The organism is Bariatricus sp. HCP28S3_D3 (assembly GCF_052065755.1).
GTDB lineage: Bacteria > Bacillota > Clostridia > Lachnospirales > Lachnospiraceae > Allocoprococcus.
The window spans coordinates 175,838-190,029 of sequence record NZ_JBQHTK010000003.1; the positions used below are offsets into that span (position 1 = coordinate 175,838).

The 14,192-nt window shown below is 43.7% G+C and carries 14 protein-coding genes; 1 reads left to right on the plus strand and 13 read right to left on the minus strand.

The annotated features are described in order from the left end of the window. Window positions 1-53 precede the first annotated feature (53 nt). The 13 genes from ACTNB3_RS04365 to ACTNB3_RS04425 all read right to left on the minus strand — a co-directional run bounded on the left by ACTNB3_RS04365 (window position 54) and on the right by ACTNB3_RS04425 (window position 13,128). A complete protein-coding gene (locus ACTNB3_RS04365) occupies window positions 54-1,112 on the minus strand; it encodes an FtsW/RodA/SpoVE family cell cycle protein (RefSeq protein WP_441024624.1) in 1,059 nt (352 codons plus the stop codon). Window positions 1,113-1,160: 48 nt separating this feature from the next. Then, a complete protein-coding gene (gene murD / locus ACTNB3_RS04370) occupies window positions 1,161-2,510 on the minus strand; it encodes a UDP-N-acetylmuramoyl-L-alanine--D-glutamate ligase (protein ID WP_427805477.1) in 1,350 nt (449 codons plus the stop codon). A gap of 31 nt (window positions 2,511-2,541) precedes the next feature. Then, entirely contained in the window at window positions 2,542-3,501 is a 960-nt protein-coding gene (mraY, locus tag ACTNB3_RS04375) for a phospho-N-acetylmuramoyl-pentapeptide-transferase (protein WP_427805476.1), read from the minus strand. Window positions 3,502-3,611: 110 nt separating this feature from the next. Continuing rightward, complete coding sequence (locus ACTNB3_RS04380; RefSeq protein ID WP_441024603.1) at window positions 3,612-5,339, minus strand: peptidoglycan D,D-transpeptidase FtsI family protein; 1,728 nt, start codon at window positions 5,337-5,339, stop codon at window positions 3,612-3,614. A gap of 77 nt (window positions 5,340-5,416) precedes the next feature. After that, window positions 5,417-7,276, minus strand: a complete 1,860-nt coding sequence (locus tag ACTNB3_RS04385; protein ID WP_441024605.1) for a peptidoglycan D,D-transpeptidase FtsI family protein — start codon at window positions 7,274-7,276, stop codon at window positions 5,417-5,419. A 23-nt stretch (window positions 7,277-7,299) separates the two neighbouring features. After that, entirely contained in the window at window positions 7,300-7,842 is a 543-nt protein-coding gene (locus tag ACTNB3_RS04390) for a hypothetical protein (protein WP_427819079.1), read from the minus strand. A gap of 39 nt (window positions 7,843-7,881) precedes the next feature. Next, window positions 7,882-8,817: a 16S rRNA (cytosine(1402)-N(4))-methyltransferase RsmH gene (gene rsmH / locus ACTNB3_RS04395; RefSeq protein ID WP_427819080.1), complete on the minus strand. Its 936-nt coding sequence runs from the start codon at window positions 8,815-8,817 to the stop codon at window positions 7,882-7,884. 54 nt (window positions 8,818-8,871) lie between these two features. Further along, window positions 8,872-9,309: a division/cell wall cluster transcriptional repressor MraZ gene (gene mraZ, locus ACTNB3_RS04400; RefSeq protein WP_427805471.1), complete on the minus strand. Its 438-nt coding sequence runs from the start codon at window positions 9,307-9,309 to the stop codon at window positions 8,872-8,874. Window positions 9,310-9,738: 429 nt separating this feature from the next. Further along, window positions 9,739-9,981 carry a hypothetical protein gene (locus ACTNB3_RS04405; protein WP_427805470.1) on the minus strand — a complete coding sequence of 81 codons (243 nt, stop codon included), beginning with the start codon at window positions 9,979-9,981 and terminating at the stop codon, window positions 9,739-9,741. Between the two features lie 66 nt (window positions 9,982-10,047). After that, complete coding sequence (locus ACTNB3_RS04410; protein ID WP_441024606.1) at window positions 10,048-10,323, minus strand: hypothetical protein; 276 nt, start codon at window positions 10,321-10,323, stop codon at window positions 10,048-10,050. A 206-nt stretch (window positions 10,324-10,529) separates the two neighbouring features. Continuing rightward, window positions 10,530-11,000 carry a helix-turn-helix domain-containing protein gene (locus ACTNB3_RS04415; RefSeq protein ID WP_441024607.1) on the minus strand — a complete coding sequence of 157 codons (471 nt, stop codon included), beginning with the start codon at window positions 10,998-11,000 and terminating at the stop codon, window positions 10,530-10,532. Between the two features lie 24 nt (window positions 11,001-11,024). After that, window positions 11,025-11,864: a DegV family protein gene (locus ACTNB3_RS04420; protein WP_441024609.1), complete on the minus strand. Its 840-nt coding sequence runs from the start codon at window positions 11,862-11,864 to the stop codon at window positions 11,025-11,027. Window positions 11,865-11,964: 100 nt separating this feature from the next. Continuing rightward, window positions 11,965-13,128, minus strand: a complete 1,164-nt coding sequence (locus ACTNB3_RS04425; RefSeq protein WP_427805464.1) for an FtsW/RodA/SpoVE family cell cycle protein — start codon at window positions 13,126-13,128, stop codon at window positions 11,965-11,967. A 195-nt stretch (window positions 13,129-13,323) separates the two neighbouring features. Here ACTNB3_RS04425 and ACTNB3_RS04430 point away from each other — a divergent pair, with 195 nt between their 5' ends. Further along, window positions 13,324-14,184, plus strand: coding sequence for a radical SAM protein (locus ACTNB3_RS04430; protein ID WP_427805463.1), 861 nt, complete (start codon window positions 13,324-13,326; stop codon window positions 14,182-14,184). Window positions 14,185-14,192: the final 8 nt, after the last annotated feature.

The following is a 14,192-nucleotide window of genomic DNA, read 5'->3' on the forward strand; positions in this document are numbered from 1 at the left end:
CTCCTTATTATTTATCAGCTGTCCTTTTCAGGCAGCATTTTCCTCCCTAAGGTTCATTCTACCAGACTTGACACACTAAGCACAAGCCCCATTTCAATCAAAAGGAAAACAACGGACGTCCCTCCGTAACTGATGAACGGAAGAGTAATCCCTGTATTCGGTATTGTATTTGTAACGACCGCAATATTCAGAATCACTTGTATCATCATATGCGCCATCGCTCCCGATGCGATCAGTGCGCCAAAAAGATCTCGGCTGTGCGTTGCGATCAAAAAAAATCTCCAGATCAGAATCAGGAACAAAAAGACGATAAAAGCCGCCCCCACCAGTCCGAGTTCTTCACATATAATAGAAAAAATCATGTCATTTTGCGCTTCGGGCACAAACCCGAGCTTCTGGACACTATTTCCAAGACCGGTTCCGAAAAGTCCGCCCGATCCAATGGCATAAAGCCCCTGCAGGGTCTGATATCCCTTCTTATAATTTTCAGGATTTCTCCAGATTGCAAGACGTTCCAGACGGTAGCTTTCGAGAGCCAGAAAGATTCCCATAAATGCGCACCCCAACACCCCCATGCCGACAAACTGTGCATATCGAGGGCTGGCAACAAATACCAGTACGACGCCGATCCCCAGAATGATGATTGCCGTACTCAGATTACTGGTACCGACCAGTCCCACGATTGGGAGCATCCAGAGAACAATTCTGAACATAGTCCCTGTTTTCGCAATCGTCTTTGCATGTTTCGTCACGATCCATGACAAGAAAATAATAAGCGCAACTTTCGCAAATTCAGAAGGCTGAAAAGAAAACGGACCCAAAGATAACCATCTTTTGGATCCGTTATACTCTTTTCCGAATAGCATAACCGCAATTGACAGCCCAACCGCTGCCAGATAGCAGACTGCTGCAAACTGCTGCCATACATGATAATCGATCCCGGCAACCCAGAACATCATAACAAGCCCCAGGATCGTTGCAAACACCTGCTTCTTCAGATAGTAGAAAGAATCGTGAAATTTCACGTCACCATTGTATGCGCTGGTACTGTATAGAATCACCAGGCCTACTGCGACCAGCAGAAACACTATGACAAGAAGCGTATAATCCATTCGCTTCTTTTTCTCTTTCTCCGCCAATCCGGCTCACTTCCTCACTTTTTATAATGCAAGCACATATTTCTTAAATTCATCTCCGCGTACTTCATAATTCGGAAACATTCCCCAGCTCGCACATGCCGGAGAAAGCAGAACTGCATCTCCGGGATTAGCAAGTTCCACACAAGTGTCCATTGCCTCCTCAAAAGTATCTCTCAGAATGCAGTCATGAAATCCGCATTCTGCCGCTTCCCTCTGTATCTGCTCCTTCGTTGCGCCGATCAAAACCAGATAACGTACTTTTCCGTCAAAGCTGCGGATCCATTCATGAAAGTCAGACTGTTTATCGTAACCTCCTCCAATCAGGACCGTAGGCCGGTTCATTGCCTGAATTCCCTTGATTGCCGCATCCGGATTGGTTCCTTTTGAATCATTATAATAGACAACTCCGCCTTTCTCAGCCACAAACTCGATCCGGTGTTCTACTCCTTTAAATGACTTTACTGTATCGCGGATCACATCCAGATCCACTCCATAGACAGCCGCCATTGCAACAGCTGCCATTACATTCTCATAATTGTGTACGCCCAGAATCTGCAGTTCCTCCGTACGGCAGATCAAAATACCTTCCTTATCTTTATCCGGTTTGTAAATGATCGCACCATCATCCAGATAAATCCCCTGTTCCAATTTATGCGCACTACTGAAAAATAGAACCGAAGCATCGATCTTATCCGCCATACCACGTGTAACTTCATCTTCATAATTCAGTATACAGGTATCCTCGGAGGTCTGATTCTTCGCTATATCCTGTTTCGCCTGAATATAAGCTTCCATCGTGTGGTGTCTGTTCAGATGATCCGGCGTGATGTTCAGAACCGCACTGACTTTCGGCCTGAATGTAAGGATACTCTCCAGCTGGAAACTGGACAGCTCCGCGACGATCACTGAATCCTCCCTCGTTTCGTTCGCAACCGTCGTATAAGGATTGCCAATATTCCCGACAACAAACACACTTTCAAACGCATTCTTCATAATCTCGCCAAGGAGGGAGGTCGTCGTCGTCTTTCCATTGGTTCCCGTAATTCCGAGAATCTCACCTTTTCCACACACATACGCGAGTTCGATCTCTCCCCAGACAGGAATTCCTTCTTCTTTCATCCGAAGTACGATTGGAAGATCCGTCGGAACTCCCGGACTCATTACCACCAGATCAAGCCTCGCAAGTTCCTCCTCGGGAAATGTTCCGAGAATTACCCTTGCACCGGTCTGATTTGCAACAGCAGCCGCATCCAGTTTCTCATTTCCATCATAAAGAATCACTTCTGCCCCTTTATCTGCCAGCAGCCTGCAAGAGCCGGTACCACTGATGCCTGCACCAAAAACAAGCACTTTCTTCCCTTGTAAATCCATCTTTCTTCCTCCTACCTTTCTTCTTCTTCGCTTAAAGCGCCAGAAGGGCAATCAGGCATAAAATAGCCGTAACAATTGAAAATACTGCGACAACTCTCGTTTCACTCCATCCGCAAAGTTCAAAATGATGATGGATCGGAGCCATCTTAAAAAATCTCTTCCCACCCGTTTTCTTAAAATATGCAACCTGTATCATAACAGAAAGCACCTCGATCAGATAAATAAGTCCGACAATTATGATAAACAGCGGCATCTGAAGCATATAGGCTGCCGAAGCCACAAAACCTCCCAGCGCCAGCGAACCGGTGTCTCCCATGAAAACACTTGCCGGATATACATTGAACAGTAGAAATCCAAGAAGCGCTCCGACAACCGCACAGGTAATCGGCTCGATTCCACTCTTATTTCCCATCGCGACGACTGTGAAAAATGTAGCCACAAGCACCGTCACACTAGATGCAAGGCCATCCAGACCATCCGTAAAATTCACTCCGTTCACCGTACCGATAACAGCAAAAAACAGAACCGGAATTGCAAGCCATCCGATATCCCAGTAGTATTTCCCGCCGGTAAAAGGAACCAGCATCGTAAGCGGGACCTTTGCAACCTTAACAATGTAAAATGCAAAAATCGCAGTCACCACAATCTGGAGTGCCATTTTCTGCATCGGCATGAGGCCATCGGAACGCTTTAGTACAACCTTCAGATAATCATCCAGGAATCCAATCATTCCAAACCCCAGTGTCACAAAAAGGACCGGGATCACTTTTGGATATTCCCTGACATAGATCAGGGATGTCATCGTAATCGCGAACAGGATGATCACGCCTCCCATTGTCGGAGTTCCTGCTTTCTTAAGATGAGACTTCACTCCTTCCTCACGCTCTGTCTGCCCCATCTTCAGCCTTCTGAGAATCGGTATCACAATAGGTCCGGTCAATACACTCAGTCCAAATGCTATCAGCACTGGAATTACCATCTTATAATCCATAACGCACCTCTTATTTCTTTCGTTTTTTTCTACGCATTTAGTATAATGTATCTGTTTCCATTTGTAAAGTGGACACTTCCGACCTTTTACCTTTCGTCCTTCTCATTTTCCTATGACTGTTTTTCTATTCCCAGATATGGAAGTACATTATCGAAAATGTCCCTCACAACCGGGGCAGTGATCGTCCCTCCATAATAGACACCCTGTGGATTGTAGATTACTGCCATCGCCAGCACTTCCGGATCATCTGCCGGCGCGAAGCCAACAAAAGAAGCAATATATTTTCTCGCGCTCCTTGGCAGCGTCTGACTGGTTGCCGTTTTCCCGCCGATTCGATACCCTTCAATATAGGCATTCTTTCCTCCACCTTCTGACACAACCGTTTCCAGTACAGCCTGCATTGTCTCAGAAACCTCCTGCGACAGAATTCTTTTGCCTTCCCCATAATCAAATGTCTCCGTCTTCTCCCCATCCGCCCGATAAGTTGCCATTCCAAAATGCGGGGTGATCCTTTCCCCGCCATTGATAAGGGAACTGATCGTCGCAGCCATCTGGATCGGTGTTACCTGAAAAGACTGTCCAAAGGACATCGTAGCCAGTTCCACCTGACCGACATTTTCTTTCTTGTGCATAATCGTATCAGCCTCCCCCGGAAGATCCACTCCTGTTTTTTCCAACAGACCGAATTTTTCAAAATACTTGTAAAAATTATCTACTCCCAGCCGCAATCCAACTTCAATAAAAACCGGATTACAGGAGTTCTGCACTCCCTGCACAAACGTTTCCGCACCATGGCCGGTCGTTCTTGCGCAGCGGATCTTTCTGTCTTCCACAATTTTATATCCCGGACAATAGAACTGATCCGTAAGGCTTACCACTCCCTCCTCCAATGCCGCAGAAGCCGTGAACACTTTAAATACGGATCCCGGTTCATATGTATCATTGATGCATCGATTTCTCCACATCTGATTCAAGCGTTCCTGTTTGACTTCATCATCCAGTTCCGAAGTATCCTCTTCCATATTCAAAGTAAATGGATCATTCAGATTAAATTCCGGAATATTAACGCAGGCATAGATTTCACCATTTTGGGGATTCATCACAAGGATAACTACTGCATCGGCCTCTTTCTCCTCCATGACTTTCAACGCAGCCTGCTGTGCATACATCTGAATATTATAATCCAGACTGATTTGAAGTGTCTCTCCGGCTACCGGTTCTATCCGGTCCTCCGCAATTCCTTCCAGTTCGATTCCCCTTGCATCCGTCGTTGTAAGAATCGTCCCGTTCGTCCCTTTCAGCCATTTTTCATATTTCACTTCCAGTCCTATGATTCCCTGATTATCCCCTCCGGTGAACCCAATCACTTTCGATGCGAGACTGTCATATGGATAATACCGTTTAAAATCTTCATCTATTTTCACTCCGTCAAGATCATATTCCCGGATTCTGTCCCCTGTCTCTTTATCAACATTCGTCTTTATCTTTTCTCTTGAGGAAATCTTCTCTGCTTTTTTACGTATTTCACCGGACGAAATCCCCAGTTCTTTTGAAAGTACTTCAATGACTCTCTCTGGTTCCTTGATCTGGCTGTGAATAACCGAAATCGTGCACACCGTTCTGTTCGTAGCGAGTACAACTCCGTTTCTATCCACAATTTCTCCTCTTGCAGCCTTAATTTCCCGTTCACGCTCATGCAGCGCTTTTGCCTTTTCCTGATAATACTCTGCATCGAAGATCATCAGATAGACAAGCCTTCCCAGCAGCCCCAGTATCATCACCGCCGCTGCCAGAAATACGACAAGCATTTTCTTTTTATTATATGTTTTGTTGCGCATAAAAACCCCGGACCTTCAAATATGTTATCTTCCATTTCTATAACATATTATTCTTTGCCCGGGGTTATACCCTTCATTTATTCAGCTGAAGCCTTTGTAATATTCAGATATGGAAACGCTTCCTTCATAATATCCGCGGCAAGCTGTGAAATCTGATTACTGCATCTTGCCTGATTCGGCACATTCGGTTCATCGATCACAACATAAACGACGATTTCCGGGTTATCCTGTGGCGCATAACCGATAAAGGAATCTACGTTCTTATTCTCACCACGAGGGAGTTTCTCTGCGGTACCTGTTTTTCCTCCCACATCATAGCCTTCCACTTTCGCATATTTTCCACTGCCGTTTTCAACAACACTGTGCATATAGCTTTTCAACATCTCAGACGTCTTCTTCGATATCGTTCTTTTCTCCAGAACCGGTTCAATCGTTTCTGTGACATTCCCATTTTCATCACGAATCGCCTTAACCACATGCGGTTCATAATAATTCCCCCCATTTATCAGGGAACAGAAACCTGAGATCAACTGCACCATAGTCACATTGAAGTTCTGCCCGAAGGAGTTCGTTGCAAGATCTGTGCTTCCCATATTGTCGGGCTGATACAAAAGTGCCGAAGTCGCCGCATCTCCCGGGAGATCAATCCCACTATACTCACCAAATCCAAATATGTGTTGATATTTGCTGAATTCTTCTGTTCCGATATCAAGGCCGATTTCCATCAAAGCCACATTGCAGGAATTCTCCATAACCTGTGTCAGATTCTGATACCCATGTCCTCCTTCATCATAAGAAATACATTTGATATCATGATCACCCACATGAAGGTAGCCTCCGCAGTAATAGGTCTCATCCCCGGTCAGCTTTCCGATTTCCAGACCTGTTGCCACGGTAAATGGTTTGATCGTAGACCCCGGTTCATAAGTATCGGACACACAGAAATTTCTCCAGAGTCCATTCAGAATATCCAGCTTCTCTTCACTGGACATTGCCGCAATCTGCTCTTCTGAATAATAATTTGACAAATCTCTTGGATTGTTCAGATCAAAAATCGGCAGCGAAGACATGGCAAGAATCTCACCTGTATTCGGGTTCATCATAATTACCGCCCCGTTTTTAAATCCGCCTCCCTGTGTTGCTTCATTTCTATGCTCTTCATAAAATGCAGACAGATGTTTCTCTACGATTGACTGAAGATTTGCATCCAGCGTTGTTACGATCGTACTGCCATTGACCGGTTCTTTCACCGTCTGCGTTGTGGACGCCTCCGTGTTTTGATACCCGTATTTTCGTCCATCCGTTCCATTCAGCGTACTGTTATAATATGCCTCAAGGCCGGCAGCTCCCACATTTCCATCTACACTGAATCCGATTACATCGCATGCAAGCGTATCATAAGGATATTTTCTGACGTAGTCTTCCTCCAGCCAGATACCCTGAATATCCGTATTCCCTTCCACAGCTTTTTCATAAGCTTTTGCAGTATCATAGTCTATTCCCTTTTTCAGAATAGTATAGCGACTGGTCGGGTCTTCCTCCAGAATATTGAGAACCGTTTCCGCTTCAATTCCGAAATACGTCTGAAGAGCTTCCGTCGTCGCCTGCTTATATGTCTCTGCTTTTTTTTCATTACTCAAAAGTACTTTGGCATCCAGAATCACATTATACACACGTTCACTGGTCGCAAACTTTGTGCCGTTGCTGTCCACGATATCACCACGTTTAAACGGGATCGTTCTGCTTGTGTACTGCTGTTGATCCAGTACGATCTTCGTATAATTTTCTCCTTCCGAGGCATTGATGTAAGTAATTCTTCCGATGAGAATAACAAAAGCCAGTAATATCAACATAAAGAGTATTACCAGCTTTTTCTGCATCCCTTTCGTGAATTTTTGCCTCAAAGCAGGAACTTTTCTTTTCTTTCTTTTTGACATTTGATTCACCTTGCATTTCTGTTCTATTTTTTCATCTGTTCAGACTGAGCCAGCACTCCGCTTTTCGGGATATCCTGATACTGCTTCATATAATCACTTACCGGATTCTGATAGGTAACAACCTGATCAGAATTTGCATAGACCATTCCCAGTTCATTGATTGCTTTCTCTCTAACTTCTTCCAAATTCACAGAATCTGTGATGGAATTGTATCTTGTCGTATTTTCCTCCCGTATATCGGCAAGCTCCTGCTGCAGTTCTGAAATATGTTCAGATCGATTCGTAAGCTCTGTACGCATCTGAAGATACCATACGCATGCCACCAGTGCGATTACTGCTGCAAAAGCAAGAAATGCTACGTATGCCGGACTCATATGCAGTGCTTTCTTCCGGTTCTGTCTCACCTGACGGCTGACTCTCTTCTTACGGCGTGGCTCTTCAACCACTCGTTCCCGTCTTCGCGGCATCACCTCATTTTGCCGAACCGTATTTCCATATATGTACATTCCACTATGTGCCTGTGGGCGTCTTGCTGTCTCTACATAATTATTCCGCCTTGCTGCCATAAGGCACCACCCTTTCAAATTAAATATATCCCTTGTATTCTATCTTCTTTCAAAAATACGAAGCTTTGCGCTTTTTGAGCGGCTGTTTTCTTCCATCTCTTCTTCACTCGGAAGAACCGGCTTCTTCGTAACAACACGTCCCTTGGATACTTTACCACACACGCACACCGGAAATGTACTTGGACAAGTACAGGGATTTTCATTTTTCTTAAAAATACCTTTTACAATTCTGTCTTCCAGCGAATGGAACGTAATGATACAGATCCTTCCGCCCGGATTCAATATATCAATCATATCATCCAGCGAATCCCGAAGCACCTCCAGTTCCCTGTTGCATTCAATCCGAATTGCCTGGAATGTTCTCTTTGCCGGATGTCCTGATGTCTTCTGAACCTTCATCGGTATAGACTGTTTGATGATCTCGGCAAGCTGTCCAGTCGTTTCGATTGGACCTTTCTCACGTTCGGCCACGATATGTTTCGCGATATTTTTCGCGAACTTATCTTCTCCGTAGTCACGTATAATGCGAAAAAGGTCCATCTCACTGTAGCCATTGACGATGTCCTTTGCCGTTACACTCTGTCTGGTGTCCATTCTCATATCCAAAGGTGCATCTGCCCGATAGGAGAATCCTCGGTCTGCCGTATCCAGCTGATAAGATGACACGCCCAGATCAAGTACGATCCCATCTACTTTGTCAATGCCGATTTCATGGAGCCTCAGTTTCATATCACAATAATTGCTCCGGATTATTGTAACTCTCTCCCCGAAACTGAGTAATCGTTCGCTTGCCGCCTCGATTGCAGCAGCGTCCTGGTCTATTCCTATAAAACTCCCCTTGTTACTTAAACGCCGACATACTTCATAAGCATGTCCGCCTCCACCAAGCGTCCCATCGACGTAAATACCGTCCGGCTTGATGGCAAGGCCCTCGATTGTCTCCTCCAGTAATACTGATTTGTGTTCAAATGCCATAGTGTCCTCCTATTGAAACGAATCATTGCAATCCGTTTCGCTTTTGTGATCCGGTTAAATGCTCAGTCCCAAATCTTCCATGTCACTTGCAATATCTTCGATATTTTCCTCAACATCAGCAGTACGAGCTTCCCACGCATCCTTGCTCCAGATCTCCACCTTGTCCAGCACACCGGCAAGCACAACTTCTTTGTCCAGACTGGCATATGCACGAAGCGAAGAAGAAATCAAAACTCTCCCTTGTTTATCAAGTTCTCCTTCCACGGCGCTTCCGAGAAAGAAACGTTTAAAGTCTCTGGCCTTTTTGTTCGTGAGTGGTAAGGTTCTTAGCTTGTCTTCAAAGGCTTCCCATTCGTTTTCCGGATAGAGAAATAAGCAGCCATCCATTCCCTTGGTAATTACGAAATGTTCTCCCAGACTTTCTCGCAATTTTGACGGAATGATGAGCCTGCCTTTCGCGTCAATACTGTGATTAAACTCTCCAGTCAACATCAAGGATCACCTTCTTTCAAAGTGGTCTGCCACTTTTACACCACTTCGCTCCACTATTCACCACTTTCTACCACTTGAAACCATTGTAAACCACTTTATCTCCCTTTTCAACCCCCTTTTTCATTTTTTTATGCTCTCCCAGACTTTTCTGTAATTTTTCCTTTTTTCTCCCCAAATTGCACAAAAAGCAGAAAAATCCCCTTCCGATTCCTCTTCACCCTCCATTTAGCATCAAGTGGTGGGGAATCGTGGGGGATTTTTTCGTTTTCATATCATTGTGGGAAATTTTCCCACTTTTTTCTGTTTTTATATTAATTCACTCATTGAAATGGAGCAAATAAAATGAGCGCTGACACTTCCGGCATATCCCCGGAACTAAAAAAGAGCCTGCTCTCCGGCAGACTCTTTACTATACACTTTTTATTTTCATTATTCGGATAAATTGAGGGACTGAAGATACCCATCTACAGCAGTGTAATCCACTTCTGCCATATCTCTCGGCTGATTCTGCTCATACAAGCCGTACGCAGAATAACCAAGCCATCCAACCAGCGCCACTGCGATCACTCCCACGATGGCACTGCGCACGATGTGCATAATCTTCTGTTTCCTCATAATCTGTTTTCTATTTGCTTTTTCTTTTTTATAACAATCTACTTTTTCCTGACTCATCTTACTGTAGCTCCTTTTAAAATTAGATGCTACAATATTAGCATATTTCTTTAACAGATTCAAGCATTAGACTTTTGGATTTTCATCTTTTGTCATATGCTTTTCCGGAATGATTGTTCTTAATAGCTGGAAAGAAAAAATAACAGCTAAGTATCTGCAAACATTCCCTACAGTCTTATCCACTAACCACAACCACCAATTAAAAATCACATAAAAATCCGGATTAATCTGTAATAGATCCGGTAAGACATATTGTTCCAGGACGTATAAAGTTAATATAATCAAGCACAAAAATTCTAGCAATGTTAACTTTTTATTATTACTAATGCTATTCGGTTTCATAAATCCTCCTAAGGTATAAATATATGGTCCACTGTCTCCAAATTTCTCACTATTCTGGCTGTTTATTTGCGCAAATATTATACACTTATAATAGCACAAATAAAATCGCAACAAAGTAATGAGTAATTTCCAGGGAGAAATTATTCGTTTACACTACTAAATGCACCACTAGAGTTCACCTTTTCCAACAATTTAGTACCTATTTGTTATAGCCACTCTGCAAAAACAGATCCAAAAGACTTTATCAACACTCCAACATTTATAAGATTTATTACGAAACATACTGCTATAATAACTTTATAAACCTTTGGCAGTTCTATCCTTTTGATTCCACAATAAAGTAAAACTGCCAACATGATCACTAATCCTCCACCCGGAAACAAAGTGCCGGAAATTGCAACCATCAATACTGCAAGTCTGTTATTCCTTTCTTCCGGCTCAACTTCTATCTCAGTGTTTACTTCTTCTTGCTCATCAGCACTCTTATCCTTTAACAATTCATCGATAGAAACCTTATATATCTCACTGAGCACTACCAAATTATCAATATCCGGATACGCTCTTCCATTTTCCCATCTGGAGACCGCTTGCCGTGATATATTGAGTCTTTCAGCGACTTGGCTCTGAGAATATCCCGCATTTTCTCTTGCACTTTTTAATTTCTCAGCTAATGTCAAAGTCATTCCCTCTATTCTATACAACTATACCGCGACGATCACTCCTCCGTCATTCGCATACATACTGCTGATTCCTCTCGTATCCAGAACAAGAATCTGCTGCGGATGAAGTCTTTCATCCAGCATTTGTCTCAAAACTTCTGCACGTTCCGGGCAATTACAGTGCGAGATTGCCAGAACTTTATTTTCAACATTTACAGAGCCTTCCTCCACACAATCCACCAGTTTCTGAAGTGCTTTCTTCATTCCACGGGCCTGTCCCAGCTGGCATATCTCTCCTTTCGGAGTAGATCCCATCACTGGCTTGATATTCAGCACGTTTGCCGCGATCGCCTTAAGTCCCGTAAGTCTCCCATTTTTCCGAAGCGTTTCCAGTGACTCAAGAAGGAAAAATGTATTCTGTCCTTCAATATACTCTTCCACTTTTTCGATCACTTCCGGAAACATCAGTTCATTTTCTTCACATTCTATGATCTTACATGCGATCAATGTCTCACCGATTGATGCAGAACGGGAGTTAAATACATAAATATCCTTATCCCCATATTCCTCATGATAGAGATTGGCCCCTAGCACAGCACTGTTATAAGAGCCACTTAACTCCGCAGACAAAGTCACAACATATACCCGATCCGCATCACACCGGTATCCCTCCATATACCGTTCCGGTGAAGGGCAGCATGACTTTGGACAGTTCGGACTCTCCGCTACTTTTTTCAAGAAATCCGCCTGATCAAATGTCTCATCATCTATAATATGATAATCGTCCACATCCATCGCAAGTGATGCCGTCTCAAATATTCCTGACGCTCTCATCTCTTCTGTTAACTCTCCACAGCTGTCTACGATTATTTTATAACTCATATATCATTCCTCCCGAATCCGTCTTCAGCTTCCGCAATATGTAGTTTTCATTACCACTTTGTATATGATAACACACTCTCTAATGAAAAAAAAGACTTTTTTACTCCTCAATTTTTATCTTACGTGATACTCCCAATGCAATTCCCATTTCAATCATAAGAAATAGTACAGACGTACCACCATAACTGATAAACGGCAGTGTAATTCCCGTATTAGGAATCAGATTCACCACAACTGCCACATTCAGAATAACCTGAATTGCAATATGAGAAAAAATTCCGGTTACGATCAGAGCTCCATAAAGATCCGGGGCATTTTGTGCAATAAACAGAAGTCTATACAAAAGCAGTCCAAACAATACAAATACCATAATAGCACCGAATACCCCTAGTTCCTCACAAATAACCGTAAGGATGAAGTCATTTTGCACTTCAGGTATAATCATTTTCTGTGCACTATTGCCTAATCCTTTTCCAAAAAAGCCTCCGGAACCAATCGCGTACATTCCCTGCAGAGTCTGGAACGAAAGTGACGATGCATATTTTTCCGGATTCAGCCATGCGATAATGCGGCGCAGCCGAAAATTATCACTGTTCTCCAGCACTTTACCAAGGACAGCCGCGATTGCCACAAATGCTCCGACTCCACATCCGCCAATGATAACGAACGGTCTCATTTTCTTATGTACAACAAATAATATGAAGCAGGCAATTCCCATTACAATGATTGCCGAACTCAGGTTATCCGTCAGATAGAACACACCAAAAGCGGCTACTGCTCCCCACGCCAGTACCATAAGGCTTCCTTTCAGCTTATGAACCTTGCTTCCCATCTTACATATTAAATAAGGTATAAACAAAATGACTGCAATCTTCGTCACCTCGGCAGGCTGCATGGTCTGTCCCGTTCCCGGGATCTGCAGCCATCTTCTTGCTCCATACACCTCATATCCCAGTGGCGAATACTTTACCAGCGCCATCAGAAGCATCGCAAATCCATAAAGTGCTGCCGAGTATTTCGCATATCGATGGTAATCGATCCGGGTAACAAACAGCATAATTACAAGGCCTCCCATACTGATGATTCCCTGTCTTTTTAAATAATACATTCCATCATTAAACTTGCTCTGTGCCTCATACGCACTGGTACTATAGAGCATCACAAGTCCGAAGCAGATCAGGAATACCATCACAGCAAGAAGGCTATAATCAAAATATCGTATCGTTGTCGGCTTATTGCTTTTTTTCTTTTTATTTTTTGCCATTCCATACACTCCCAGCAGGTTTCCCCTGTTTTTCTTACTCTGCACAAGTATAGCACACCTCTTCACTTTCACACAAGAATATCTGCCTAAAAATGAAGATTCTTCTTCTTTCTGTTTTGTGGTACACTATAGACAGAATATACGAAACCATATTGTATCCGCAATAGAAACATTTTTTATGAAAGGAAAACAGACATGACGCGAGAAGAACTTTATCAATCCATTTATACACATGAAACCATTTATATTCCACCCCAAGAGGAAGGAAGTGCCGCTCTGGAAGTTGCCCTTGGATGCAGCTGGCACAAATGTACTTTCTGTGATTTTGCCCGGGATGAATTCTGCATTCATCCGCTTTCCCGCATTGAACACAATCTGCAGATCCTCGGAATGCTTCAACCAGAAAATACAAGGCTGTTTCTGCTCGGTGAAAACGCATTCTGCCTCTCCACTGAATTCTTATGTCAGATCATTGATCTTGTCGCAAAATATATGCCCAATGTACATAGAATCGCCATGTATTCCCGTGCTGATGACATACTCCGGAAAACAGATGAAGAATTGCGACTGCTGAAATCCAGAGGCGTTGCCGCTCTTCATATCGGAGTGGAGAGCGGAAGCGACCCGATTCTGGCAGAACGGTGCAAGGGCGTGACATCCGCACAGATTCTGGATGCTCTGCATCGTCTGGAGCAAACAGGCATCGATTACTTTGTCACCATTATCCCCGGACTTGGCGGACGTGAGTATTCCCATCTCCATGCACTAGAAACAGCCCGACTTCTGAATCAGCTCCATCCAAAAAACATATGGTGTCTGAAGCTGAAGCTCTGGGAAGACACAAAGCTCTGCAAAGAAGCACAAAAAGGATTTTTCCAGATGATGACTCCGGAAGAAATCCTTTTGGAAGAGCGCCTGATGCTTGAAAATCTGCACGTGAAGGACTGTCTGTTCGAAGACACGACCGTTCTGGACCAGTATACCATTTACGGAATGCTTCCCGACCAGAAAAAAGACCTTCTTCGTGCAATCGATTACCTGCTCGCCAGACCATAGCTATTTCG

Bases quoted from the DNA above. Each gene is read 5' to 3' on its own strand.
- ACTNB3_RS04365 (WP_441024624.1), bottom strand. From the start codon at position 1,112: ATGGATTATACGCTTCTTGTCATAGTGTTTCTGCTGGTCGCAGTAGGC.
- murD (WP_427805477.1), bottom strand. From the start codon at position 2,510: ATGGATTTACAAGGGAAGAAAGTGCTTGTTTTTGGTGCAGGCATCAGT.
- mraY (WP_427805476.1), bottom strand. From the start codon at position 3,501: ATGGATTATAAGATGGTAATTCCAGTGCTGATAGCATTTGGACTGAGT.
- ACTNB3_RS04380 (WP_441024603.1), bottom strand. From the start codon at position 5,339: ATGCGCAACAAAACATATAATAAAAAGAAAATGCTTGTCGTATTTCTG.
- ACTNB3_RS04385 (WP_441024605.1), bottom strand. From the start codon at position 7,276: ATGTCAAAAAGAAAGAAAAGAAAAGTTCCTGCTTTGAGGCAAAAATTC.
- ACTNB3_RS04390 (WP_427819079.1), bottom strand. From the start codon at position 7,842: ATGGCAGCAAGGCGGAATAATTATGTAGAGACAGCAAGACGCCCACAG.
- rsmH (WP_427819080.1), bottom strand. From the start codon at position 8,817: ATGGCATTTGAACACAAATCAGTATTACTGGAGGAGACAATCGAGGGC.
- mraZ (WP_427805471.1), bottom strand. From the start codon at position 9,309: ATGTTGACTGGAGAGTTTAATCACAGTATTGACGCGAAAGGCAGGCTC.
- ACTNB3_RS04405 (WP_427805470.1), bottom strand. From the start codon at position 9,981: ATGAGTCAGGAAAAAGTAGATTGTTATAAAAAAGAAAAAGCAAATAGA.
- ACTNB3_RS04410 (WP_441024606.1), bottom strand. From the start codon at position 10,323: ATGAAACCGAATAGCATTAGTAATAATAAAAAGTTAACATTGCTAGAA.
- ACTNB3_RS04420 (WP_441024609.1), bottom strand. From the start codon at position 11,864: ATGAGTTATAAAATAATCGTAGACAGCTGTGGAGAGTTAACAGAAGAG.
- ACTNB3_RS04425 (WP_427805464.1), bottom strand. From the start codon at position 13,128: ATGGCAAAAAATAAAAAGAAAAAAAGCAATAAGCCGACAACGATACGA.
- ACTNB3_RS04430 (WP_427805463.1), top strand. From the start codon at position 13,324: ATGACGCGAGAAGAACTTTATCAATCCATTTATACACATGAAACCATT.